Here is a 24,425-nt window from a genome sequence, read left to right on the forward strand (position 1 = left end):
GCCTTCCTCACTCTTCGTCCAGCCGTTTAATTCCATGCGCCGCTTCGTTCCGTACATTAAATACCTGAAGGCGATCCGGGCCCAGTTCATCGGCTCCGTCCTCTGCGCCGCCCTTTACGGCATCATCTCCGGCTTCGTGCTGAATTACGTGCTGATGAAAAAAGTCCTGCCCGCCGTCTTCTCCGAAGGCGCGCGCGACATGAGCACGTGGCAGATCGCCGGATACGCCGCCCTCGTCCCCGCCGTCTTCCTCGTCCGCGCCCTCGCCGCATTTTTCAACTCCTACCTCGTCAGCCTCTGCGGCGTCCGCGTCCTCGAACAAGTCCGCCTCGATTTCTTCCAACGCCTCCAGGCTCTCCCTCTTAACTTCTTCGCCCGACACACCAGCGGCGACCTCCTCTCCCGCGGCCTCGCCGACACCAACCAGCTCCAGTACACGCTCACCAACGTCGGCAACGAAATCTTCAAGCAGCCCGCCACGCTCCTCTTCGCGTTGGGCGCACTCATCTACGAAGCCTCCTCCACGCCCGACGCTTGGAAAATGCTCCTTTGCCTCGCCTCCGTTCCCCTCGCCGTCTTCCCGATTCGCTACGTCGGCAAACACATCCTCCGCCGCGCGCAACAACTCCAGTCCCAGCTCGGCGTGGTCAGCGATCGCCTCAGCGAAAATCTTTCGGCCACCAAAGAAATCCGCGCCTTCGGCCTCGAAGAACGCGAAACCAACCGCTTCCGCACCGCGGTCCAGAGCCTCTTTCACGTCCAGATGAAGATCGTGAAGTACTCCAGCTTCCTCTCCCCCACCATCGAGTTCATCTCCTCCCTCGGGATCGCCGGCACCCTCGTTTACGCCTACTACGCGAACATTCCTTGGACCAGTTTCCTGTTCATCGTCGGCGCCATCTACTTCGCCTACGAACCGATCAAAAAAATTGGTGCCATCAACAACGACCTCAAACGCGGCCTCAGCGCCCTCGATCGCATCGAGGAAATCCTCAACGCCCCGCTCGAAATCGACGACCCCGCGAACCCCGTCGCCGTTGACCGCCTCCAGGGCCGCATCGCGTTTCAAAACGTCTCCTTCGCCTACAAGACCGACACCCACGTCCTCAAAGACGTCACCATCGATCTCCCCCCCGGCACCGTCTGCGCCCTCGTCGGCCCCAGTGGCGCCGGCAAATCCACCTTCGCCAACCTCGTCCCGCGTTTCTACGAGGTCTCCAACGGCGGCGTCACCATCGACGGCATCGACCTGCGTGCGATGAAAGTCGCCGACCTCCGCCGCAACATCGCCCTCGTCTCCCAAGACCCCGTCCTCTTCAACGACACCATTTATAACAACCTCCTGCTCGGTCGCGCCGGTGCTACCCGCGAAGAAGTCGAGCAAGCCGCTAAAGACGCCTTCGCCCACGATTTCATCCTGTCTCAGCCCAACGGCTACGACACCATGGTCGGCGAACGCGGCGGCAAACTTTCTGGCGGACAAAAACAGCGCGTCGCCCTCGCCCGCGCCTTCCTGCGCAACGCCCCCATCCTCATCCTCGACGAAGCCACCAGCGCCCTCGACAGCGAGAGCGAAGCCTTCATCCAGCGCGCCCTCCAGAAACTCGTCGTCGGCAAAACTGTCCTCATCATCGCCCACCGCTTCAGCACGATTCGCGACGCCTCCAAAATCCTCGTCTTCGAAGAGGGCCGCATCGTCGCCCACGGCCCCCACGCCCAGCTCTACGGCACCAGCCCCCTCTACAAAACCCTCTACGACCGCCAGCAAGGCGCGGGAGCGGAAGTGCGCGCCTGATCCGTGAATCAGCCCTGCACCAATAACCGCCCCGCAGACTCAGGCGCTGTTTGGGAATTGTCCGTTTGCGCTGGAGGGCGCTGCTTCGTCAGCGCCGTAACCATGGGAAACCCTGCCTCTTGCGGGAAAGAACCCACACCGCACCGCAGCCGCCAAAACCATGCGTGAGCCGGGCCTACGCCCCATGAAATCCCCGCTGCTCTTCCTGATTTTCAACCGGCCCGACACCACCGCCACGGTGTTCTCCCGCATCCGCGAAGCGCGCCCCACCCGCTTGTACATTGCAGCCGACGGCCCCCGCGCCACCCGTCCCGACGAAGCCCGCCACTGCGCCGATACCCGCGCCATCGCCACCGCCATCGACTGGCCTTGCCAGGTGACCACGCTATTCAGGGATAAAAACCTCGGCTGCAAAGAAGCCGTCTCCAGCGCGATCGACTGGTTTTTCAGCCACGAAGAAGAAGGTATCATTCTCGAAGACGACTGCGTTCCCGCCCCCGATTTTTTCCCCTTCTGCGACACCCTGCTCGCGCATCATCGCCACGATCACCGCATCCGCCACATCGCCGGCTGCAACTTCCAGCAAGGCACCACCCGCGGCGACGGCTCCTACTATTTTTCAAACCTCACTCACGTCTGGGGCTGGGCCAGCTGGCGACGCGCATGGCACGACTACGACAAAGACCTCGCGCGATACACCGAAGACGAAATCTTCGAGCAGCTCGAAACTCGTTTCCACGACCCACTGCTCGCCGCCGCCTGGCTCGAGATGGCTGTGAGCATCAAAAAAAAGACCGTCGATACCTGGGATATTCAACTCGCCGTCACCAACCTCATGCACGGCGGTCTATCGATCATTCCCAACGTGAATCTCATCTCCAACATAGGCTTCGACTCCCGCGCCACCCACACACTCTCGGCCACCGACCCCAAAAACGCCCAGCCCATCGGCGCACTCGGCGAAATACGCCACCCATCCACACCCGTGGCCGACCTCGCCGCCGATCTCCACACACTGCACACCGAGATCAAACTCACCGAGGCCCGACGCCAAAAATACGCCCGCCCCAAATACCGCCTGAAACGCTTCATCGCCACCCTCGGCGGCCCTCGGCGCTGGAAACGCGCCGGCACCTGATTCGCCCCCATATCGAGGACCACAGATGCGAAACCTAAGCGTAATCCTCCCGACGCTCAATTCCATGCCCCTGCTGCCGGCGCACATCGCGTCGATGCGCTCATGGATAGACCTCGCCGACGAAATCATCGTCGTGGACAGCCATTCGACCGATGGCACCCAGTATTATTTGCGCGAAAATTTGCGCGCCCACCCCGCGCAAATCCACACCCACCCCCGCGGCCTCTACCAATCCTGGAACAGCGCCATCCAACGCGCCACCGGCCGCTGGCTCTACATCTCCACCGTCGGCGATCCCATCTCCCGCGACCTGCTCGAACACCTGCTCGACACCTCCGAACGCCTTCAAAGCGACGTCCTCCTCGGCAACCCCGCCTTCATCGACGAAAACGACCAGCCCCTCCCGGAGTTCTATTGGGCCCCGAATGAGATCGCGGATACACTCGCCACAGAAGGCCCGGTCACCTTCAGCGGTCCCGCTGCCCTCTTCTACGCCGCGAAACACCTCTACACCTCCGCCCTCCTCGGCAGCTGCGCCAGCAATCTCTACCGCACAACCCACCTGCAACGCCTCCCGTTCTGCACCGACTTCGGCATGGCCGGCGACGCCGCCTGGGGCATCCGCCACGCCCTCGAAACCACCTTCGCCACCACACGCCACCCCGGCTCCTTCTTCCGCGTCCACCGCAAAAGCTACGAAACCTGCGCCTGCGAGTGCGAAACCCTCGAACCACGCCTCCACGCACTTGTCCGGGAGACCTGCTCGCGCCAACCGGCATCCGCCCTGCTGGACGAGCTCCAAATCCCGGAAATGATCACACACCTCACCTCGAGTATTCAGCTCGGCCGCTCCCTCAAAGTCCGGCGGCAACAATCCCGCGGCCCCTGGTACGTGCATCCCGCACTGTGGCGCGAACGCTCCGCGCTTCGATGCCACCGCCAGTCGCTCGACGCCATCGTCGCCCGCTCAACTCAGCTCATCCGCGAATCACACACTCAACGCACAGCCACGCTCACACCTCCCGTCAGCGATCGCTCCACCCAGTCCACGCCCTCGTGAGCACACCTCAGCCGCCCATCCGCGTCCTCTACGACCACCAGGTCTTCACCTGGCAAAATTTCGGCGGCATTTCCCGCTACTACGCCGATCTTCTCTCCGCACTTCACACCAGCGCGGCCTTCCAGCCTAAACTCTCCCTGCTGTATTCGGATAACGCCCACATCGGTGAAACCCCGCCGTGGAAAGACGCCCTCCTCCCCAAGTCCGCCTGCAAACGCCCTCTCTCCGCCCGCCTCTTCCGCCGCTACCGCGCCCGTCACAGCGCCGCCGCGATGAACCGCCAGCACTCCATCGCCGCCCTCCAGCAACGCGACCACGACCTCGTCCACCCCACTTACTACGACCCGTACTTCATCGAACACCTCCGCGGGAAACCCGCCGTGATCACCGTGTACGATATGATCCACGAGCTCTACCCCGAGCACTACCTCGACGACTACACCGTCCGCGAAAAAGAACAGGTCATCCGCCGCGCCGACCACCTCATCGCCATCTCCCACTCGACGAAAAAAGACCTCGTCGAAATCTACGGCATCGCCCCCGCGAAAATCGACGTCGTCCACCTCGGCACCGCCTTCAGCCCCGCCACCTGCCCGCCCGCCTCGCTTCAACTCCCCGATAAATTCTTCCTGCACGTCGGCCACCGCGGCGGCTACAAAAACGCCTACTTCATGCTCCGCGCCCTGCGTGAAATCATCCAGGCTACGCCCGGACTTCACATCATCTTTGCCGGCGGTGGCCATTTCACCAAAAACGAAACCCAGCTCATCGACATCCTCGGCCTGTCGGACCGCGTCCACTACCACGAAGCCTCTACCCCCAGCCTCGTCTCCCTCTATCAACGCGCCCTCGCGCTCCTCTGCCCCTCGCTCTACGAAGGCTTCGGCCTGCCCGTCACCGAGGCTTTCAACTGCGGCTGCCCCGTCATCTCCAGCCGCACCGCCGCCCTCGCCGAAGTCGCCGGCGACGCCGCGCTCTACTTCGACGCCAAAAACATCGTCTCCATCCAGGAAACCTTCACCCGCGTCCTCCGCGAGCCCGACCTCCTGCAATCTCTCCGCGAAAAGGGAAAACTCCGCGCCCAGGAATTCTCCCCGCTCAAATGCGCCCGCGAAACCGCCGCCGTGTACGCCCGCATCCTCGGCCGCCCCACTCACCCGTTTTAATCCACCGCGCCCCGCGCCCTCACCATGAATCCTCCCCTCTGCCCGATCTCCGGCCTCCCCATGAAGCCGCTGTTCAACGCCCAGGTGCTCGGACGCCACGACGCCGCCTTTTTCCACAGCCCCGAAAGCGGCCTCATCCAGACCCCGCAACCCCACTGGCTCTCCGAAGCCTACGCCTCCGCCATCACCGCCACCGATGTCGGCCTCGTCGGCCGCAACATCCACAACCGCACCCACGTCTCCTGGACCCTCTCCTTCCTCGGCCTCGATAAAGGCCCCTACCTCGATCTCGGCGGCGGCTACGGCCTCTTCACCCGCCTCATGCGCGACGACGGCTTCGATTTCCACACCACTGATCCCTACTGCGAAAACATCTTCGCCAAAGGTCACGAGCCCGGCCCCGGCTTCACCGCCCAAGCCGTCACCGCCTTCGAAGTCTTCGAGCACATTCCCGACCCGCTCACCTTCATCAAAGACGCCTTCGCCCGCTACCAGACCCGGAACATTATCTTCTCAACGCTCACCTACGGCGAGGCCCCACCCGCCCGCGACTGGTGGTACTGGTGCTTCGAAACCGGCCAGCACATCACCTTCTACAATCGCCACACCCTCGCCCTCCTCGCCGAAAAAGTCGGCTGCCACTACTTCAGCCTCAACGACGAGTTCCACGTCTTCACCGAACAGCCGCTCACGCGTATCCAAAAATTGGTCCTATCCAATCGCCGCGCCAGAAAACTCTACGACAAGTACACCCGCAAACGCCGCCGCCGCACCGGACTCACCCTCCCCGACTACGAAGTCGCCCGCACCAGACTCCGCGCCAGCCAGGCCGCCCCCGCCGCCTGACCTCTCCCGTCACTCTGCCAGCAGCTTCGCCACCACGTGCTCGAACTGCTTTTGAAACAGCACGTCATACGCGTGCTCACCCGCCGGCACCACATTCGGCATCCCTGGATCGAGTTCTAGCACGCGTCTCACCTTCAATCCCTCGGCCAGCGAATAAGGGAACGACTGATTCCCAATAAAGAGCCGCGCCCCCGCCACGATTCGCGCCAGCTCCAAAAAGTCGCGCACCTCCACCCACCGCGCCGACGGCACCTTCCGCTTGAAATCCTCGTACTCGTCCCGCAGCCCCACGAACACCACATCGCCCCGCCCCTCCAAAAACCCGTGGCTCAGCGCCAGATTCCGATAACGAAAACTCCGCGCCACCACGATGCTCCCCGCGTACGCGCGATCCGGCTCCACTGTTAGCCACGGCCGCGACAGATCCGCCGCCAGCCCAAACATATAAAAATACCAACGACTGATCCCCAGCCGGTCGATCAGCAGCGGCGCATCGCGAAACGAATCCAGATCGTAATCCACCGCGCCCCCGCGTTCATGCACCTCCAACCGCTGGATGTAACTCTGCGCGCTCAATAACGGCGCCAGCATGTCATACATCTTCCGGTTCAACTGCACCGCGCCCAGCGGATGCCGGATCGACTTGTCCCGCAGCGGCACATCCAGCTCCAGCTTCAACAACGCCCCGGCCGCGCCGCCTAATTCACGCACCGCCGGCAACGCATAGATCACATCGCCCGCGTTCCCCGAATGCTTGCAACTCACCACCGCACCCGGCGCTCGCGCCTGGATCGCGCCATCGCCGCGTAATCCCGGCGGACAATACCCGATGAACCGCCGCTGCAACTTCTCCCGCTTCACCTCGCTCCTCAGCACCTCGTAATTTTCCCGGTCGATCCACTTCAGGATGACTTGGGTTATTTTGTTCGAGGCCAGTGCCTTTTTGAACCGGTCGGAACGATCAAGACTCATGCGGTACTCAGGATGCGAACGGGTAAACGACCCGCTCTCCGCACTGTCAAACGCCGATTCCCTCCCGCGCCTCCCTCGCGCCAACACCGGGATTGCCTTCCCCTCCGCTCCTCCCTTTACCCACCGCCACGACTTCATGTCCGACCGCAAAATCAGCGTCCTCCTGCCCTGCTATAATCAGGCGCGCTACCTCCCGCAGGCCATCGAGTCCGTGCTCTCCCAGCAAAATGCCGACTGGGAACTCCTCATCAGTGACGACGCCTCCACGGATAACTCCGCCGAGATTATCCGCGCCTACGCCGCCCGCGACCCGCGTATCCGTTTTCACCTGCAATCCCCCAACCTCGGCATGGCCGCCAACTGGAACTGGTGCCTGCTCCACGCCACCGGCCGCTACGTCAAATTCCTCTTCGGCGACGACTACCACTGCGCCCCCGACGCCCTCGCCGCCCTCAGCCACGCCCTCGAATCCCATCCCGCTGCCACCCTCGCCACCAGCGCCCGTCTCATCGTCGGCGAAGACTCGCAAACCCGCTCCATCGCCGGCGACCTCGGCGGCGACGGCCTCAAACCCGGCGGCCCGACCATCGTCCGCTGCCTGCTCTCCGGGAAAAATCTCATCGGCGAGCCCTCCGCCGCCATGTTCCGCCGCGATGCCGCCCGGCGCGGCTTTGACCCCACCTACCGCCAGCTCATCGATCTCGAGTTCTGGGCTCACCTCCTCGAACAAGGCGATCTCGCCTACGTTTCCCGCCCCCTCTGCGCCTTCCGCCGCCACGACGAACAACAGACCGCCGTCAACCGCCGCACCCGCGCCGGCGAGGAGGAAGGCCTCCGCCTACAGCTCAAATACCTCCCCCTCGTCCAGCGTCACCTCGCCACCGGAGGCTCACCCCACGAAGTCCGCCAGGCCCTCTTCCGCAGTCTCTACTTTGTACGCAAGACTCGCATACGCTGCAACGAAAGCCACGCCGACGAACGCGCCCTCATGCGCGAACTCAACCCCGTCTGGTACGCCGCTTACTGGCTCCGCCACCGGCTGACCAAACCCTTCGCCAACCTCCATAAAGCCACCCGCCGCCAGCCTTCTGCGGCGCGCCACCCGTAGAGCCCATGCCCTCCGCCGCCAGCCCGCGCATCCTCGTTCTCCGCCGTCGCTACGTCGGCGACATCGTCCTGCTCGAAAGCGTCTTCCGCCTTCTCCGCCGCCACTGGCCCGCCGCCCACATCGTCGCCTCCGTCGATCCCGCCTACCGCGACCTCCCCAAACTCCACCCCGCCATCGACGCCACCCTCCCCATGCCCGTCCGCTTCCGCGACTGGCCCGGCTTCCTCTGGCGACTGCGCCGGGGAAAATTTACCCACATCCTCGACTTCGATAACCGCCCCCGCACCGCCATGATCGCGCTCCTCTCCGGCGCATCACTCCGCGCCACCTTGCGCCACGGCGCCGAGCCCCGCTTCGCCCGCTGCTACAACCATCGCCTCGTCGTCGAAACCAACTACTTCGACGACCACCACATCACCGACTTCTACCACCGCCTGCTCCGCTCCGTCGGCATCGCCATCAAACAGGAGCCCGGCCACCTCATCCCGCTCCCCCACGAAATCACCCAGATTGAGCAACTCCCCGCGATCGCCGCCCTGCCCACCGATCGCCCGCGCCTCCTCGTTCACCCCGGCAGCCGCAGCCCCCACCGCATCTGGCCCGCCGCCTCCTTCGCCACCGTCTGCGACGCCATCCAGTCCGAAGGTCGCGCCAGCGTCATCTTCGTCGCCGGTCCCGCCGAGCAACCCGTCGTCGAAGCCATCACGGCCAAAATGACCACACCCGCCACCGTCCTCAAAAACGCGTTCACCCTCACCCAGCTCGCCGCCCTCTTCGCCAGCGTCGACCGCCTCCTCTGCCACGACAGCGGCCCCATGCACCTCGCCACCTCCGTCGGCACGCCCGTCGTTGCTCTCTACGGCTCCCAAAAAATCACCAATTGGAAACCCGTCGGCGACGACAACCTCCTCCTGCAAACCCCGCTTCCCTGCCGCGACTGCGTGTCCCCCGGGTTCTGCAAACCCGACGACAGCTACACCAATCACTGCGTGCAAAAAATCACGCCCGAGGCAGTCCTCTCCGCCCTCCGCACCCGTCTGCCCGCGCCCGTCGCTTGATCGACCGCGCGCAAATCGCGCACCTCAAAACGCCTTCCACGCGCCGTCTTCCCACTTCGCATGCAGCGTGCGTCCATGCGCGGCCAGCTCCGCGTCGCGCCACCGCTTCAGATTCCGCCGCGACGTGAACTTCTCCCAACGCCGCCTCCACCAACCGATCTTCCATTTCGCCCGGTAGTAAGCGCGGTTCTCCGCCTCATACGGCCGCACTTTCGGCCCGCCTCGTAACGCATCCTGCGTGATCGACCCAAAGTGGTGGATGAAACAATCCCCGACGATCCCGAGTTTGAATCCTGCGATCCGGCAGCGCCGGAAAAAATCGCTGTCCTCAAACTGCCCAATCCGAAACCCCTCGTCGAAGCCGCCCACCTTCGCAAACACCGCACGCTTCACCGCGAAACACACCCCATGCGCCGCATCCCGCCGCACCACGCCGCTCATCTTCGCCATGAAGTCCGCCGCGTACTCAGAAAACGGATAATTCTGCTCCCGCTCCCGCATCGCCGGCGAAACCACCGACATGCCCTCCCGCTCCGCCGCGCCGATCAACCGCCCCAGCCAGCCCGCGGGCAGCAGCACGTCGTTGTTCAAAATCACCGTCCACTCCGCGCCTTCCACCGCGCGCCACCCTTGATTCCACGCCGCCGCGCATCCGCGATTCTCCGTGTTGCTCACGACCACGAGTCCACTCTGCGCCTTGAGCCACTCGCCCGTTCCATCCGTCGAACCATTATCGATGATCACCACCCGCACACCCGCCGCGATATCGGGCTGCAAACAACCCACGCACGCCTGCGTGTAAGCGAGCTGGTTCAAGACCGGGATGACGACGGCGGCATTCACCCCGCCACGACCGCCGAATCCGCCCCCGCTGCCAACCCCTTTCTTGTTTTCCATCGCCCATCCGCGCACTCGACTTCGCGCCCCCGCTCCCGCCACGCTCCACCCCGCCTTCATGCCGTCCGCCCTCCCGATCTCCGTCGTCATCGTCGCCAAAAACGAGGCGCACAACCTTCCCCGCTGCCTCGCCAGTGTGTACGGCTGGACCGCTGAAACCGTCGTTGTCCTCAACGACACGACCGACGCCAGCGGACAAATCTCCCGCGATCACGGCGCAGCCGTCCACCACACGCCCTGGCTCGGTTATCGCGACACCAAAAACCACGCCCTCTCCCTGGCCTCCAACAACTGGATACTCTCCCTCGACGCCGACGAAGAAGTCTCCCCCGCCCTCCATTCCGCGCTCTCCGACTTCTTCTCCCGCCCCGATCTCTCTGAAATCTCCGGCGCGAAATTCCCCCGCAAAGTCTGGTTCATCGACCGCTGGATCACCCACGGCGACTGGTACCCCGATCTCAGCCTTCGCCTCTTCCGCCGCGACCGCGCCCGCTGGGGCGGCGATGCTCACGTCCACGAAAAAATCGAGATCACCGGCCCCGTCGCCACGCTTCGCGGCGATCTCCATCACTACTCGTTCCCCACGCTCTCCAGCCACGTCGCGAAAATAAATCCCTTCGCCGACCTCTTCCTGAAACAACAACTCGAACGCGGCAAAAAATTCTCCGCCCCCTCCGCGATCTTCCGCCCGTGGTGGCGCTTCTTCCGCGCCTACATCCTGCGCCGTGGTTTTCTCGACGGGTTCCCCGGCTTCTACATCGCCATTGCGACAGCCTTTAGCGCCTTCGTCCGCTACAGCCGCCTGTACGAAGCCGCTCAAAAGAAAAACCCTCCTGCGAATCTGCCCCATGTCTGACGAGCCACCCAAGTTCAGTTTCCAGGCGGAAAAGCTCATCGCCTCACTCCGTCGCATTCCCGACGAGACGTCGCCGCGCATGAAAAAGCGCCCGACCAAGGAGCTCGCCCGTCTCGTCGAAGATCTCCTCGTCCAGCACCAGATCGGCCGCGAATCTCCCGAGCAGACCATCCGCGACAACTGGCCCCAAATCGTCGGCCCCGCCAACGCTCAATACTCCCACGCCGCCCAGATCGACGGCCGCGGCCGCCTAGCCGTCCTCGCCTCTCATGCCGTTGTCCGCAACGAACTCTTTCTCCACCGGAAACTCATCTCCGAAAAAATTCGCAAGCTACCCGGTTGCAGCCACGTCCGTGAAATCAACGTCCGCGCCGGATAACCGCGCTTCCCCCTGAAACGATCATCGTTTCCCTCTTCGCGGACACGTGGCTGGGGAAGGTTTGACCCCCGACCGCTAATCCATTCGATCACCGCTCTTTTCCTTTCACCCAACCCATGAGCCTCAAGATCAAATCCTCCAAAGAAGTCACATTCGACCAGCTTTCCCTCGGCGAAGTCATGCTCCGCCTCGATCCCGGCGAGGGCCGCATCCGCACCGCCCGCGAGTTCAAAGCCTGGGAAGGCGGCGGCGAGTACAACACCTCCCGCGGTCTCCGCAAATGCTTCGGCTACAAGACCGCCGTCGTCACCGCTTTTGTCGACAACGAGATCGGCCACCTCATCGAGGATTTCATCATGCAGGGTGGCGTCGCCACCGACTTTATCAAGTGGCGTGACGACGACGGCATCGGCCGCACCGTACGCAACGGCCTCAACTTCACCGAGCGCGGCTTCGGCGTCCGTGGTGCCGTCGGCAATCCCGACCGTGGCAACACCGCCGCTTCCCAGCTCAAGCCAGGCGACATCGATTGGGATCACATCTTCGGCAAACTCGGTGTCCGCTGGTTCCACACCGGCGGCATCTTCGCCGCCCTCTCCGCCTCCACCGCCGAGATCACCATCGAGGCCGTCAAGGCCGCCAACAAGTACGGCACGATCGTGTCCTACGACCTCAACTACCGCCCTTCCCTCTGGAAAACCATCGGTGGCCTCAAGAAGGCGCAGGAAGTTAATCGCGAGATCGCCAAGTACGTCGATGTCATGATCGGTAACGAAGAAGACTTCACCGCTTCCCTCGGCTTCGAAGTCAAAGGCGTCGATCACGCCAACAACCAGGGAGCCATCGAGCTCGATGCCTTCAAGAACATGATCGAGACCGCCGTGAAGGAATTCCCGAACTTCAAGGTCGCCGCCACCACCCTCCGCCACGTCCACACCGCGACGGTCAACGACTGGTCGGCCATCCTCTGGCACGACGGCAAATTCTTCGAAAGTCGCAAATATCCAGAGCTCGAGATCCTCGACCGCGTCGGCGGTGGCGACAGCTTCGCCTCCGGCGTCCAGTTCGGTTTCATGGAATTCAACGACGCCCAGAAGGCCGTCGAGTACGGTGCCGCTCACGGCGCGCTCGCCTCGACCACTCCTGGCGACACCTCGATGGCCACCCGCAAAGAAGTCGAGAAGCAGATCTCCGGCGGCGGCGCCCGCGTGGTCCGCTGATCGCCGCAAAATCCATCCGACAACTCTCAGCCCGGGCCGAAACGCCCGGGCTTTTTCGTGTCCGTCAAAAACGCAGCCAACAAAAAGCCCGCGCTTAAAAGGCGCGGGCTTCGTCTTAGACAGTGCTCAACTCGTTTACTTCCCGATGCCAAACGCCCGGAAGCCAATCGCCGTCAGCTTCGCCAAATCGAGGATATTGCGACCATCGAAAATAAACGCCGGCTTCGGCATCCCTGCGTAGATCTTCGCAAAATCCAGCGTCTTGAACTCGTCCCACTCCGTCACCACCGCGATCGCATGCGCACCCTTGCAGGCCTCGTACACGTTCGTCGCCACCGTGAGCCGCGCATTGGTGACACCTTTGCCAAGCGTATCGCTGATGATCTCGTGCGCAGGCACCTTGGGATCATAAACCACCACGTTCGCGTGCTCCGTGAGCAAGTCACGGCAAACGTTGATTGCCGCCGATTCGCGCGTGTCGTTGGTGTCTTTCTTGAAGGCAAAACCAAGCACCACGATTTTCTTGTCGGCGACCGTGTTGAACAGCGTGCGCACGATCTTATTCGCGAAACGTTTCTTCTGATAATCGTTCATCAACACCACCGACTCCCAATAGGCAGCAACCTCCGGTAAGCCGAAGCTTTGGCAAAGATAGACGAGATTCAGGATGTCTTTCTGGAAGCACGACCCGCCGAAGCCGACCGAAGACTTCAAAAACTTCGGCCCGATGCGGCTGTCCTTACCGATCGCATTGCCAACCTCATCCACGTCAGCGCCCGTGGCTTCGCAAAGCGCAGAGATCGAGTTGATCGACGAAATGCGCTGCGCGAGAAACGCATTGGCCACCAGCTTGGAGAGCTCCGACGACCAGAGGTTCGTCGTGATGATACGCTCACGAGGAACCCAATTCGCGTACACATCGACCAACGTCTTTATCGCCGCTTCGCCCTCCGGCGTCCGCTCGCCACCGATCAACACACGATCCGGATTGATCAGATCCGCCACCGCAGTTCCCTCAGCCAGAAACTCCGGATTCGAGAGTACCGCGAACTTAATACCCTTCGTGTTGGCGCTCAGGATCTCCTTGATCGTCTCAGCCGTTTTTACGGGGACCGTGGATTTTTCGACGATGATCTTAGGGCCACCGGCAACTTCGGCGATCATCCGCGCGACCGATTCGATATAACGCAAATCCGCCGCGAGTCCGGTACCCACACCATACGTTTTTGTCGGCGTGTTAACGGCGACGAAAATGATGTCAGCCGACTGAATATTCCCAACCACGTCAGTAGAGAAAAACAGGTTTTTGCCGCGCGCCTGCTTCACCACATCGTCGAGGCCTGGCTCGTAGATCGGCAGCGTGTCAGAATTCCACGCAGCGATGCGCGTGGCATTCATATCGACGACCGTCACCTGAATGCTCGGAGCCTTCAGAGCGATCATCGCCATCGTTGGACCACCGACGTAACCAGCACCGATGCAGCAAATTTTCATAAGATTGAAGTGCCGGACCGTGCCTTAACCCCACAGTAAATCCAAGGCCGATTTTCCCGGAAGGCGCTGTCCGGGAAGGCCTGATGAAAGTTTTACAGTCCCGTCATACGAAACGTCTCACCACCGAAACAAAGCGCCGCCCCGCCTCAGCCAGATCCCGCTCGTTCAACACGCCAAAACTCGCGCGGATAAAATTCTTCGGCGCCTCATCGCCGAAACAAAGCTCTCCCGGCACATAGAGCACACCCGCCTCCAGACACGCCCGGCAAAACGCCGAGTCCAACCCCGTATCGAGCGACTCCGGGGCCTTCAGCCAAAGATACAGTCCTCCTGTCGGCTCCGCCCAACTCCATCCAAGCGTCGGCAGCCCTTCGCGCACCAGCGTCTCGTGCAGCGCGCGCATCTTCCGCTCATACGCAGGCCGGATCTGCTCGAGCTGCCGGTCATAATTTCCCGAGACGAGCGCATGCTCCAAAATCGCCTGATTAAAATTCGCGCTCCCAAAATCGTGATGCCCTTTCACGTGCAGCATTTTCTTCAGCCACGCATCGTCCGTGCAAAGTCCGTAGCCCACCTTCAGCCCCGTCGCGAACGGCTTGGTCAGCGTAGCCGTGTAGAGCTTCGGGAATTTTGCCCACGCAGGCAGACTCAGCACGCTGGGCGCAGCCGGTGCCTCCCGGTAGTAGAGTTCCCGGTACGCCGTATCCTCGACAACCGGGATGCACAATCCACGTGCTGAGAGTTCGGCGGCGACGCTAGTTTTCTCCGCAGCATCCAGGCTGCGCGCCGACGGATTGGAAAAATAGCTGACGAAATAAACGGCTCTGATTTTCCGCATCTCCCCCTTGCTCGCGAGCGAGTCGAGTAACGCGCCGAGCGCGGGCGCGTCGATTTTTCCCGCTGCATCCACAGGCATCGAAACCGCGCGCAACCCAAGCCCCGTGAGCATCTCCAAAAACACAAAATAGCTCGGGCGATCCACCAGGATGATGTCCCCCGGCTCCCCGAGCACCTGCATCGCGAGATAGAGCGCCTGCTGCGAACCATTCGTCACGAAAAGCCCTCGCGATAATTCCGCCGCATCAAGCTTAGCTTCGATCTTCGCCAGTCGCTCAGCCAGCAGCTGCCGCAAACGCGGACGCCCCTGATTCGTTCCGTACTGGATAAACTCACGGTCGCCCGGATTGCCCAGCATCGCCTCCGTCGCTGCGCGCACAAAATCCACCGGCAGCGTCGCGTTATCCGTGAAGCCCGCCGCAAGCGAAAGGAGGTTTGGCGTCTCCAGCGCCATCGTCATCAACCGCGCGATCGTCGGCGGCTGAGCGCGCTCGCCGAGTGCGGAAAACGTGACAGGATTTTCTGACGCAAGAGCTGATTCGTCGGCGGATTTTTTCATGCGGCGAAGCAGGTTTTTGGGGGGCACGCGGCGCCGACGCGATGCCGGAAAAACTGTGCGGCCGAAAACGTGGCCCGGTGCCGAGGCTCGAGGTAGGGCCCGCTCGCCGAGCGCGGCCGGTTCGACTGAGCGGCCCGGCTAGACCTCGTCAAACATGCGCAGCAAATTCGGACGCAAAAAAGGCGCCCGATCACTCGGGCGCCTTTGAAAACTGACTCAGCTTTTCAGCGAGCTCAGCGGATGATGATCGTCAGACGACTCACTCCTTGCGGGAGGCCTCGTCGAGGATGTCGCCAAGGTTCATCATGTCGCCCGAGCTGTCACGGTTGAGCGCCTCGTAGGTCGCCGTCTCGGCAGCGAGCTGCTCGCTGGAGTAGTTGGCGGCCTTGATCGAGAGACCCAGACGACGCTCTTCGCGGTCGATCTTGATGACGCGGGCCTGGACTTCCTGGCCGGGCTTGAGGACATCTTTGACCTTGTCGATGCGCTCTTCGCTGATCTGCGAGATGTGTACGAGACCGTCGATACCGTCCTTGAGCTCCACGAAGGCGCCGAAGGAGGTGATCTTGGTGACGGTGCCTTTGACGACATCGCCGATCTTGAAGTGAGCGTCGATGTCGCTCCATGGATCGGTGGCGAGCTGCTTCATGCCGAGGCTGATGCGCTGCTGCGACGGATCGACATCGAGGACGGTGGCGTCCACTTCGTCGCCCTTCTTGAGCACTTCGGACGGATGGTTGACCTTGCGGGTCCAGCTCATGTCGGAGACGTGCACCATACCATCGATGCCCTCTTCGAGTTCGATGAAGGCGCCGTAGGTGGTCATGTTGCGGACCTTGCCGCGCACGCGCGCACCGATCGGGTAATTGTGGCGGACCATATCCCACGGGTTCGGCTCCAGCTGACGGAGACCGAGCGAGATCTTTTGATCTTCCTTCTGGATACCGAGGACAACCGCATCGAGCTCCTGACCGACCTTGAGAAGTTCGGAGGGCTTCGAAATGCGCTTCGTCCAAGACATCTCAGTGATGTGCACGAGACCTTCGACACCGGGCTCGATCTCAACGAACGCGCCGTAAGGCACGAGGTTGACGACTTTGCCGCGGACCTTGGTGCCGACGGGGAACTTGTTCTCGATCTCGTCCCACGGATTTTTCGTGGTCTGCTTGAGACCGAGGGAAACGCGTTCCTTCTCGCGGTTCACTTCGATGATCATGACCTGGATCTCTTCACCCTGCTTGAGCATTTCGGAGGGGTGCGTGATGCGGCCCCAGCTCATGTCGGTGATGTGGAGGAGACCGTCCATGCCGTCGAGGTCGATGAACGCACCGAAGTCGGTGATGTTCTTCACGACGCCCTTGCGAACCTGGCCGGGCTGGATCGTATCGAGGAGATTGCGACGCTTGCTGGTGCGCTGCTCTTCGATGAGCTCGCGGCGGGAGAGAACGATGTTCTTCCGGTCGAGATTGATTTTGAGAACCTTGAAGTCGTAGGTCTGGCCCACGTACTGATCGAGGTTCTTGGGTGGCTGCACATCGATGTGCGAAGCCGGGAGGAAGGAATCGACGCCGATCGAAACGATCAGGCCGCCCTTGACCTTGGCCTTCACGCGACCCGCGGCGATGGAGCCTTCAGGGAACTTCGTGAGGATGTTATCCCAGTTCTTCTTCTGCTCGGCCTTGTCGAAGGAGAGAATGGGCGCGCCATTCTTGTCTTCGAGTTTTTCGACGAAAACGTCGATCGAGGAGCCGATTTGGAGTTCACCGATATCGATGAATTCGTTGGCGGGGATGACGCCTTCCGATTTACCGCCGATGTCGACAACGACTTCGTTCTGACGGATTTCGGTGATGGTGCCGGGGACGATTTCTCCTTCTTTAAGTTTATCGAAGGAGGACTGCGCGAGCAGTTCTTGCATTATGGAACTCATAGCGGACATGCGAATCACCGCCACCTTCGCTCCGCGATGCCGGTCCTTCGCGGATGACCCTTGCGGGCCGTTGGTTGAAGGTTAGCTAACGTGAGATCAGCGGGAGCGATGCGGCGCGCTGATCGGACCAAAAGGAAGTGCCGCAAGGGGCAGAAGTTCGCAAAGCCCCTCCACTCCCGCAAGCATCAAAATGCCAGATTTCCAACCCGGCCAAAGTCGCCCGGTTTACCGATCTATTCCGGCTAAACAAAAGGCCGCCCCGGAATCGGGACGGCCTGTGAAAACTACCGGCCCGAAGCCGGGCCGCGTAACGCACTCAGAAGCGGTACGTGAGCGTCAGTTCTCCGTTGATCGGCAGCTCCGCATTGATCGAACCATTGCCGTAGCCGGGATTCGGAGCTGACCAGTTTTCCTGATCGGTCAGATTTCGGATGGCGAGACGGGCTTCCCACTGCTGCCACTTATAGCCGAACGAAAGATCGACTGTGTGCTGCCAGGGAATCTCGTTCGCGGTAAAGAGCACGGACGATCCGCCCGCCGTTCCCAGCCCTTCCTGACTCGTCACCATCGGGCCTGTCACGACCGTGCCCAGTGTGACGCTCAGTCCCATGTCGAATTTATAGCCGAGGAGGAAGTTGAACAAATGCTCGGGCATGCCGGGCTGTTGAAACTCAACGCTGATCGACGGGAAATCCGGCGTCGCCGGGATCGCCGTTCCGCCAAGGCGTTGGTCGTACGTCGCCGAGTCAGCCAGAAATCCCGTATAACGCTGCTTCGCGTCGTAGTAGCTGTATGACGCCGTTCCATAGAAATTTTTGTTTGGCTGGTAGTTCACCTCGAACTCGAAGCCACGGGCCTTCGTGTAACGCTCTTTGCTGTCGTCCGTGACCCAGCGCTTCTGCTGATCGTACACGGCCGTTCCAACGAATAACTTCCCACCGAAGAGCGATGCCTTCACGCCCGCTTCATGGAGAAAGTTCTTCTGATCGAAAAACGCCTCGGTGAAGCTTCGGCCATCGCCGCCAAAGGTCGTTCCGGTGAACACATAACCGCCGCCCAGTCCCGGCGCATTGGTCGTGGTGTAACCAAAGGTATAGTACGCCGTGATATTTTCGGTGATCTTGTACACCGGGCTCACGTTGAAGCTCGGCATCTGCACGGTCTCTTCATCGGAGACCGCCGTGAAGCCCGGAGGCGGCAGCGGATCGGTATTCTTGACGTGCAGGAAATCCACGCGCCCACCGATCAGCAGGCTGAGCTTTTCGTTAAAGGTGACGTCGTGCTGGTAGAACGGTGAAAACTGATCGGCCGTCGAATCGTTCGAACTGAGGTCGTCATACCCATAAAAATTTCCGGTCACCGGATCGAATCCATAGGTCGCTCCCGAGGACGCATAACGGCCTGGCAGCGCGCCGCGCGGTCCATATCCCGGAATCAAGATTCCCGGATTGAAATTATTGAATGGAAACGCCGCCGAATACTGAAACGCCGTGGCCGGTACGCGGTTCAAATCCGAATTCCGCGTAAGATCGAACGAGTTCACCGGCTCGTGCCAGAAATCATCCACCGCCCAGACTTCCTGATGCCGCAGCGTAACGCCGACAGAGAATGCGTTCTTCACCGAGCCGAGATCGAACTTGCCGTCGAACTGCAGCCGGTTTTCCAGCCCCCAGTTATCTTTGTGAACCGAGTTATAGTAGTAGGAAGAAAACGTGTCGCGATCCACGTAGTTGAAGAACGTGTTGTTCACGATCTTCGCATCCGGTGACATCGTGACTGTCTGGATCACCTGCGCCGTGTAATTGATGCCGTAAGAATCATCGCCGGGCGCTAGGAGTCGGCGACGGCGATCAAGTTTCACCGGCGTGCCGTACGGCCGCACCGGATTAAAGCCGCCACCGATGTTTTGAATGGCGGCGGCATAAGCAGCGTCCGAACCCGCGTCGGGAATGTAGAGACCGTCATCGATCAACTGTTGCGTGACTCGATTGATGCCCCAGTTTTCCGTCACATCAGCGACGAAGAACTCCGAGTTCACCTCGATCTTGTAGCGCTCCGATGGCCGCCATTCGAGCGCACCGTAGACGGCCTGTGTCTTTTTCTTTCCGTCATAATAATAGCCCGTGCTGTCCTCGCCCGAATAGCTGAGCCGGTACGCGAGTGCGGGAGAAATCGGCCCGCCCAAATCCGCCGTCCAGCGATAGACATCCCACGAGCCCACCGTCGCCGAAACCGACCCGCTGAATTTATCGAAGTACGGTTTCTTCGTGATGAAGTCCGCGTAGCCACCGGCGTAAGACGACGCGCCGTAGATCACGTTCGCCGCGCCTTTGACGATGTTGACCGACTCCACCGAGTTAAAGTTCAGCGGCAGTCCATTGCCGTTGATCGTCAGTCCGCGGCGCATGCCGTTGACCAGGACATCTGCCGTCTGACCGCGAATAGCCGGATTCGACGGCAGACCGAAATTAGTCTGCGTGTAGCTCGATGCCGTGAGCTTGGAAAAATCCCGCGTCTCCAAAATCCCGATAGCGTTCATCTGCTCACGCGAAATGATCGTTACGTTTCTCGGCGTATCTAGAATGCCGCGTTCAGTGCCATACACCGAGTTGAATGGCCGCGAAGTCGGCAGGATCTGCTGCTCGATCGGCACGTCGGTAACTTCGATTTTTTCGAGCGTCACAGTCTCGTCGGCCGAGGCCGGACTCTGCGCTGCGAGCGGTGAAGCGGCTGCGGCCAGTGATGCGGCCGTTAATGCGGTTGCCAGTTTTCGGTAGGTCATAGGTGCGTGGAAAAAGTGTTGGGGCCATTTAGCACGGCATGTGCCACCAACACCGATACACCGCGCACCGGCGCGCTACTCGAACAGCGGCACGTGCTTCATCTGCGGCACCAGCACGAGCCCTTTATCCGTGATGCGGATCTCCGGAATCACCGACAGTGGGATCAAATTAAAGCCCATGTACGGCAGCGTGCAGCCGAGTTCGCTCCAGGCTTTTTTCAGCGCCGTCGTCTCTTTTGCCACCGCCGTCGCGCGTTTATCGGAGAGCAATCCCGCGATTGGCAACGCGACGCTCGCGAGCACTTTTCCACCGCGTACCACGCACACGCCGCCGTGCAGTTTTTTCAATGTCTCCAGCGCCAGTCGCATGTCTTCCTCGTTCGAACCCGCGATGATAATATTGTGCGCGTCATGCCCCACACTGCTCGCGACCGCGCCATCCTTGAGTCCGAAATCCTTTAACAACCCGTGCGCAACTTCTCCCGACTTTCCGTGCCGCTCGACGACCGTTACGAAACAGAGATCCTGCTGCGCAAAAATCTCCGCCCACGATTTCACCGCCGGCACTGAAATTTTTTCATGGAAAAGAATGATCCCCGGTAACGCCGTCCGGATCACATTTGCGCTCACCGCCCGCGTCGGCACCGGCGGCGTGAGCGCCACAGCCTTCTTCGCCAGCTTCACCGTGTTGTACGCAGCACGCGGGTAACGATACCGCTTAGACAACGCCCTATCGAGCAGCGGCGTCACCTTACGTCCCTTCACGACAAGCTCGCCGCCGAACCAGGTGTTCTGAACCTCCAGCGCATCGTTCAGCAGCACGATATCCGCGCGCCGCCCGTGCCCCAGTCCGCCGATCTCACCATCCTTCGCATAACGCGTCGCCGGATGCAGCGAGCCCATGCTCCACGCCGTCACTGGTTTCATCCCCGCCTTCACCGCTTCGCGCGTCACCCAATCCATTCCGAAGAGAAACAGATCGTCTGCATCGCGATCATCCGTGCACACGCACACGCGCTTCGGATTCGCACCGAGTTCCGTCACCGCCTTGATCGCCAGCGGCAGCGAATGCCACGGCGTCGTCGGCGGACCTCCGCGCAAAAAGATCCACACGCCCGCCTCCAGGAAATCCTCCGCGATATCCCGGTCGATCGCTTCATGCGTATCCGTGATCCCACTCGCCGCCCCCGCCGCGACAAACTCGCGCCCGTAGATATGCCCGCACACCGGACGCCCGCGCTTCAGCGCCTCCGCCAGGATCGCGTGACTCCGTTTGTCCCCCATCGCCACCTGTACGAAGTCCATCTTCTCCCCGAGCGCGACCGCCTCCGGCCACTTGTCGAAAAGCTTCCCGATCTTCGCCGCCGTCAGATCGCCGCCCGCCGTCTCGAACTCCGGACTCGTTGCCGGCACTGTGCTCGGCACCGTCAAAAAAATCGAGAGCGGCGCCTGCCGCGCGTCTTCCAGCATCCATTCGATGCCCTTAGCGTCGCACACATTGCCGATCTCGTGGCTGTCGCAAAAAATCGTCGTCGTCCCGTTCAGCAACGCCCCTTCCGCATACGCGCACGCCGACATCATGCTGCTCTCGATGTGCACATGTGGATCGACCAGCCCCGGCGCGACAATCCCTCCCGCCACATCGACCACCCGCTTCTTCGGCAGCTTGAAACTCGCATGAGCCCCTGCCGCCTTCACCGCCGCGATTCTCCCGCTTTTCAGCCAGATCTCTTTTCCTTCGTGAATGCGCTCCGTGTACGTCGAGAGCAACCGCGCCCCCGTGATCACTAAATCGGGCGCCTCACGCCCCATGGCCACTGCGGCTAGCGACCGCGTCATCGAGTGAAGAGGCTTAACCGAAAAACGAGTGAGCATGCGTCTGCTATTAGCACCGTCGATGCCAGCGAACACTCGATTTCTACCCGCTTAAACCACCGGCTCGCCAACCGCCACCGGACGCCTGAACCACCGGCGCAGCAATCCCTGCGTCGGACTAAAAACCCACGCGATCCCAAACAATCCCGCCCCTGCCACCACCATCGCCGGCCCGATCTGGCTTCCCAGCACCAGAGACAAATGAAACCCCAGCACCGCGCTCAGCGCCGCGTGCACGACCGACAGCCCATGCACAACTGCCAATCGCGTCGAGAGCATCCCCGCCGTCGCTCCTGGCAAAATCAACATCGCCACGACCAGGATCGATCCCACCGCCTCGAACGCACTCACCACCACCACCGACAGCATGATCATCATCCCATAGTGAACCGCCGTCGTGTTGATTCCCAGCGACCGAGCCAGCCCGGCATCAAACGAACTTACGAGCAGCTCCTTGTAGAACACGCCGATCAGTCCCGTCACCACCACCAGCACACCGCCCATACGCAGGATCGCCTCCGGAATTTCGCCCCATCCCGTGATCGCCGGGATGTACCCGATCTCCCCGTAGAGAACGCACTCCGCGTCCAGATCCACCTGACTCGAATAAACGGATACCAGCACCACGCCGATCGCGAACAACGTCGTGAACGTCACCCCGATCGACGCGTCCTGCTTCACCCGCGTCTTCCGATGAATCGTTTCAATGATCACCGTTGTCGCCACACCCGCCAGCAACGCCCCGAGAAACATCGCCCCCGTTCCGCGACTGCCCGTGAACAAAAACGCGATCACCAACCCCGGCAGCACACTGTGGCTCACCGCATCGCCCATCAGCGCCATGCGCCTCAGCATCAGATAATTTCCCACAAGCCCGCACGCCGCCGTTACGAGAAACCCCATCAGCATCCACGACCCCGTGAAGGGCAGATCATGCGTCCACGGCAGGACAAACATGCGCTGAAAATCGAAAACCGGGATAAGTGAGTTCATGGCCGCGCCTTTCCTCCGGCTTCGCCGCTGAGTCCCCCACCCTGATGAATCTCCTGCGCGCTCGGGATCGCTTTCCCGTGCGGGTCGCGCGTCGCATGACCGAGCCGCCGCTCCAGTTCACGCACCACATCCTCGCCGAGCACGTGCTCGATATTCTCCGCGTCGTCGTGCACGTGATCCGCCGCGATGTTCGCCGAGTTCGTCAGATAAAGCTCCCACAGCCGGTGATTGCGCACGATCTCCGCACCGCGTTTGCGTCCAGCCGGCGTGAAATAAACCATCGGCCCGGCCACCGTCGCCAGTCCGTGCCGCTGCAACGCATCAAGCTCGCCCTGCAACTCCTGCAACGTCGCCCGCCGCTTCTCCGCCAGCGCCGTCAACGCCACACCCTCGGCCCCCGTGCCCGTGTTCTCCCAGACATGATAAATCGCCTTCAACGTATTCTCCCGCCGCGTCCGCCCTGTATGCGACTGCCGCGCCCACCACTTCGCGATCACCCCGTGTCTCGGTCCGAATAGAAACGCCCCGAGAAACACGGCACTCGTCCCCAACACCATGAGCGGCCCCGTCGGCAGACTCTTCCCGACAAACGAGAAAAACGCCCCCGCTACCGCAGCGATCACTCCGAATAAAACCGCCAGCGTCAACAGCCGGTGCAGCCGGTCCGTCAGCAGATACGCCGCCGCCGCCGGCGTGATCAACATAGCGGATACAAGCACTACGCCCACCGCCTGCAGTGCGATGACCACGCTCATCGCCAGCAACAACATCAGCCCATGATGAATCCACGCCACCGGCAGACCCGACGCCCGCGCAAACCCTTCGTCAAAACTCGTCACCAAAAGCTCCTTGTAGAAAAGCCCGACGAGACTGACCGCCATCACCGTCACCACACTCATCAGCGCGATATCGCGCCCGCCGAGCGCCGCCGCCTGGCCAAACATAAAGTGATTCAACCCGCTCTGATTTCCCGTCGGGAGATTCTGAATCATCGACTGCACGCAAAGCCCCGCCGCAAAAAACGACGCCAGCACCAGCCCCAGCGCCGCGTCCTCTTTGATCCGCGTCGTCCGTGTCAACGCGCTCACCATCGCCGACCCGAGCAGCCCCGCGATCGTCGCCCCGATCAAAATAGCAACCGGATCTTTCTCCATATTCCACAAAAACCCCGCCGCCACGCCCGGCAGCACCGCATGAGAAAGCGCATCGCCCATCAGCGCCATTTTCCGCACCACAATAAATCCGCCCAGCAACCCGCAGCTGATTCCCAGCAACACCGCGCCGATCAGAGCGAACCTCAGCGACGGATCGCGAAACGTGAGAAACCGGAAAAATTGCTCCGCCATCGTCGTCTCCGTGACATCCCCCACCCGCGCACCAAACACCGGGCCGACAGCAACGACGGCCAGTCCCAGCAACAATCCGCTCCAGCGCAAAAATGTCCGCGTCGTCGTCATTCG

General features: G+C 61.5%; 19 protein-coding genes. 10 read left to right on the forward strand and 9 right to left on the reverse strand.

The genetic code is table 11. The features are described from left to right. Window positions 1–34 precede the first annotated feature (34 nt). From CMV30_RS02315 to CMV30_RS02335, 5 genes are all read left to right on the forward strand, one after another. Window positions 35–1,795 (forward strand): ABC transporter ATP-binding protein, encoded by a 1,761-nt coding sequence (locus tag CMV30_RS02315; protein WP_096054524.1) that lies wholly within the window; start codon window positions 35–37, stop codon window positions 1,793–1,795. Window positions 1,796–1,979: 184 nt separating this feature from the next. Next, a complete protein-coding gene (locus tag CMV30_RS02320; RefSeq protein ID WP_096054525.1) occupies window positions 1,980–2,933 on the forward strand; it encodes a nucleotide-diphospho-sugar transferase in 954 nt (317 codons plus the stop codon). A gap of 25 nt (window positions 2,934–2,958) precedes the next feature. Further along, window positions 2,959–3,993: a glycosyltransferase family 2 protein gene (locus CMV30_RS02325; RefSeq protein ID WP_096054526.1), complete on the forward strand. Its 1,035-nt coding sequence runs from the start codon at window positions 2,959–2,961 to the stop codon at window positions 3,991–3,993. Beyond that, window positions 3,990–5,159 (forward strand): glycosyltransferase family 4 protein, encoded by a 1,170-nt coding sequence (locus tag CMV30_RS02330; RefSeq protein WP_175414700.1) that lies wholly within the window; start codon window positions 3,990–3,992, stop codon window positions 5,157–5,159. Before CMV30_RS02325 ends, CMV30_RS02330 begins: the two co-directional genes overlap by 4 nt. A gap of 24 nt (window positions 5,160–5,183) precedes the next feature. Continuing rightward, the gene (locus CMV30_RS02335; RefSeq protein ID WP_096054528.1) at window positions 5,184–6,005 is read left to right on the forward strand and encodes a class I SAM-dependent methyltransferase; all 822 of its coding nucleotides are present in this window, start codon (window positions 5,184–5,186) and stop codon (window positions 6,003–6,005) included. Between the two features lie 9 nt (window positions 6,006–6,014). Here the strand turns inward: CMV30_RS02335 and CMV30_RS02340 are convergent, their stop codons facing one another. Further along, on the reverse strand, window positions 6,015–6,977 hold the full coding sequence (locus tag CMV30_RS02340) for a hypothetical protein (protein ID WP_138223073.1): 963 nt from the start codon (window positions 6,975–6,977) through the stop codon (window positions 6,015–6,017). A 136-nt stretch (window positions 6,978–7,113) separates the two neighbouring features. On the opposite strand from CMV30_RS02340, the gene CMV30_RS02345 reads away from it, so the two are divergent. Further along, window positions 7,114–8,085, forward strand: coding sequence for a glycosyltransferase family 2 protein (locus CMV30_RS02345; protein WP_175414701.1), 972 nt, complete (start codon window positions 7,114–7,116; stop codon window positions 8,083–8,085). Window positions 8,086–8,090: 5 nt separating this feature from the next. Continuing rightward, window positions 8,091–9,143: a glycosyltransferase family 9 protein gene (locus CMV30_RS02350; protein WP_096054531.1), complete on the forward strand. Its 1,053-nt coding sequence runs from the start codon at window positions 8,091–8,093 to the stop codon at window positions 9,141–9,143. Between the two features lie 24 nt (window positions 9,144–9,167). On the opposite strand, the gene CMV30_RS02355 is transcribed toward CMV30_RS02350, so the two are convergent. Next, the gene (locus tag CMV30_RS02355; RefSeq protein ID WP_175414702.1) at window positions 9,168–10,040 is read right to left on the reverse strand and encodes a glycosyltransferase family 2 protein; all 873 of its coding nucleotides are present in this window, start codon (window positions 10,038–10,040) and stop codon (window positions 9,168–9,170) included. Here CMV30_RS02355 and CMV30_RS02360 point away from each other — a divergent pair. The 3 genes from CMV30_RS02360 (at window position 10,030) to CMV30_RS02370 (ending at window position 12,495) form a co-directional block, all read left to right on the forward strand. Then, entirely contained in the window at window positions 10,030–10,896 is an 867-nt protein-coding gene (locus CMV30_RS02360) for a glycosyltransferase family 2 protein (RefSeq protein WP_217494442.1), read from the forward strand. The two genes, CMV30_RS02355 and CMV30_RS02360, sit on opposite strands and share 11 nt — an antisense overlap. After that, complete coding sequence (locus CMV30_RS02365; protein WP_096054532.1) at window positions 10,889–11,275, forward strand: DciA family protein; 387 nt, start codon at window positions 10,889–10,891, stop codon at window positions 11,273–11,275. Before CMV30_RS02360 ends, CMV30_RS02365 begins: the two co-directional genes overlap by 8 nt. A gap of 116 nt (window positions 11,276–11,391) precedes the next feature. Further along, on the forward strand, window positions 11,392–12,495 hold the full coding sequence (locus CMV30_RS02370; RefSeq protein WP_096054533.1) for a sugar kinase: 1,104 nt from the start codon (window positions 11,392–11,394) through the stop codon (window positions 12,493–12,495). Between the two features lie 135 nt (window positions 12,496–12,630). On the opposite strand, the gene CMV30_RS02375 is transcribed toward CMV30_RS02370, so the two are convergent. The 7 genes from CMV30_RS02375 to CMV30_RS02405 form a co-directional block, all read right to left on the reverse strand. Further along, window positions 12,631–13,989, reverse strand: coding sequence for a UDP-glucose 6-dehydrogenase (locus CMV30_RS02375; RefSeq protein WP_096054534.1), 1,359 nt, complete (start codon window positions 13,987–13,989; stop codon window positions 12,631–12,633). 103 nt (window positions 13,990–14,092) lie between these two features. Continuing rightward, window positions 14,093–15,385, reverse strand: coding sequence for an aminotransferase-like domain-containing protein (locus CMV30_RS02380; protein ID WP_096054535.1), 1,293 nt, complete (start codon window positions 15,383–15,385; stop codon window positions 14,093–14,095). A gap of 259 nt (window positions 15,386–15,644) precedes the next feature. After that, complete coding sequence (gene rpsA / locus CMV30_RS02385) at window positions 15,645–17,315, reverse strand: 30S ribosomal protein S1 (RefSeq protein WP_175414703.1); 1,671 nt, start codon at window positions 17,313–17,315, stop codon at window positions 15,645–15,647. A gap of 316 nt (window positions 17,316–17,631) precedes the next feature. Continuing rightward, window positions 17,632–20,097: a TonB-dependent receptor gene (locus CMV30_RS02390; RefSeq protein ID WP_096054537.1), complete on the reverse strand. Its 2,466-nt coding sequence runs from the start codon at window positions 20,095–20,097 to the stop codon at window positions 17,632–17,634. Between the two features lie 75 nt (window positions 20,098–20,172). Continuing rightward, the gene (locus tag CMV30_RS02395; RefSeq protein ID WP_096054538.1) at window positions 20,173–21,972 is read right to left on the reverse strand and encodes an adenine deaminase; all 1,800 of its coding nucleotides are present in this window, start codon (window positions 21,970–21,972) and stop codon (window positions 20,173–20,175) included. 51 nt (window positions 21,973–22,023) lie between these two features. Beyond that, a complete protein-coding gene (locus CMV30_RS02400; RefSeq protein WP_096054539.1) occupies window positions 22,024–22,965 on the reverse strand; it encodes a metal ABC transporter permease in 942 nt (313 codons plus the stop codon). Then, on the reverse strand, window positions 22,962–24,422 hold the full coding sequence (locus tag CMV30_RS02405) for a metal ABC transporter permease (RefSeq protein WP_096054540.1): 1,461 nt from the start codon (window positions 24,420–24,422) through the stop codon (window positions 22,962–22,964). Before CMV30_RS02405 ends, CMV30_RS02400 begins: the two co-directional genes overlap by 4 nt. Window positions 24,423–24,425 lie beyond the last annotated feature (3 nt).

This window comes from Nibricoccus aquaticus (assembly GCF_002310495.1).
Classification (GTDB): Bacteria; Verrucomicrobiota; Verrucomicrobiia; order Opitutales; family Opitutaceae; genus Nibricoccus; species Nibricoccus aquaticus.

Excerpts from the sequence above, each read along its gene's own strand:
- CMV30_RS02315 (WP_096054524.1), top strand. The coding sequence starts at position 35 with ATGCGCCGCTTCGTTCCGTACATTAAATACCTGAAGGCGATCCGGGCC.
- CMV30_RS02320 (WP_096054525.1), top strand. The coding sequence starts at position 1,980 with ATGAAATCCCCGCTGCTCTTCCTGATTTTCAACCGGCCCGACACCACC.
- CMV30_RS02325 (WP_096054526.1), top strand. The coding sequence starts at position 2,959 with ATGCGAAACCTAAGCGTAATCCTCCCGACGCTCAATTCCATGCCCCTG.
- CMV30_RS02335 (WP_096054528.1), top strand. The coding sequence starts at position 5,184 with ATGAATCCTCCCCTCTGCCCGATCTCCGGCCTCCCCATGAAGCCGCTG.
- CMV30_RS02340 (WP_138223073.1), bottom strand. The coding sequence starts at position 6,977 with ATGAGTCTTGATCGTTCCGACCGGTTCAAAAAGGCACTGGCCTCGAAC.
- CMV30_RS02345 (WP_175414701.1), top strand. The coding sequence starts at position 7,114 with ATGTCCGACCGCAAAATCAGCGTCCTCCTGCCCTGCTATAATCAGGCG.
- CMV30_RS02350 (WP_096054531.1), top strand. The coding sequence starts at position 8,091 with ATGCCCTCCGCCGCCAGCCCGCGCATCCTCGTTCTCCGCCGTCGCTAC.
- CMV30_RS02355 (WP_175414702.1), bottom strand. The coding sequence starts at position 10,040 with ATGGAAAACAAGAAAGGGGTTGGCAGCGGGGGCGGATTCGGCGGTCGT.
- CMV30_RS02365 (WP_096054532.1), top strand. The coding sequence starts at position 10,889 with ATGTCTGACGAGCCACCCAAGTTCAGTTTCCAGGCGGAAAAGCTCATC.
- CMV30_RS02370 (WP_096054533.1), top strand. The coding sequence starts at position 11,392 with ATGAGCCTCAAGATCAAATCCTCCAAAGAAGTCACATTCGACCAGCTT.
- CMV30_RS02375 (WP_096054534.1), bottom strand. The coding sequence starts at position 13,989 with ATGAAAATTTGCTGCATCGGTGCTGGTTACGTCGGTGGTCCAACGATG.
- CMV30_RS02380 (WP_096054535.1), bottom strand. The coding sequence starts at position 15,385 with ATGAAAAAATCCGCCGACGAATCAGCTCTTGCGTCAGAAAATCCTGTC.
- rpsA (WP_175414703.1), bottom strand. The coding sequence starts at position 17,315 with ATGAGTTCCATAATGCAAGAACTGCTCGCGCAGTCCTCCTTCGATAAA.
- CMV30_RS02390 (WP_096054537.1), bottom strand. The coding sequence starts at position 20,097 with ATGACCTACCGAAAACTGGCAACCGCATTAACGGCCGCATCACTGGCC.
- CMV30_RS02395 (WP_096054538.1), bottom strand. The coding sequence starts at position 21,972 with ATGCTCACTCGTTTTTCGGTTAAGCCTCTTCACTCGATGACGCGGTCG.
- CMV30_RS02400 (WP_096054539.1), bottom strand. The coding sequence starts at position 22,965 with ATGAACTCACTTATCCCGGTTTTCGATTTTCAGCGCATGTTTGTCCTG.
- CMV30_RS02405 (WP_096054540.1), bottom strand. The coding sequence starts at position 24,422 with ATGACGACGACGCGGACATTTTTGCGCTGGAGCGGATTGTTGCTGGGA.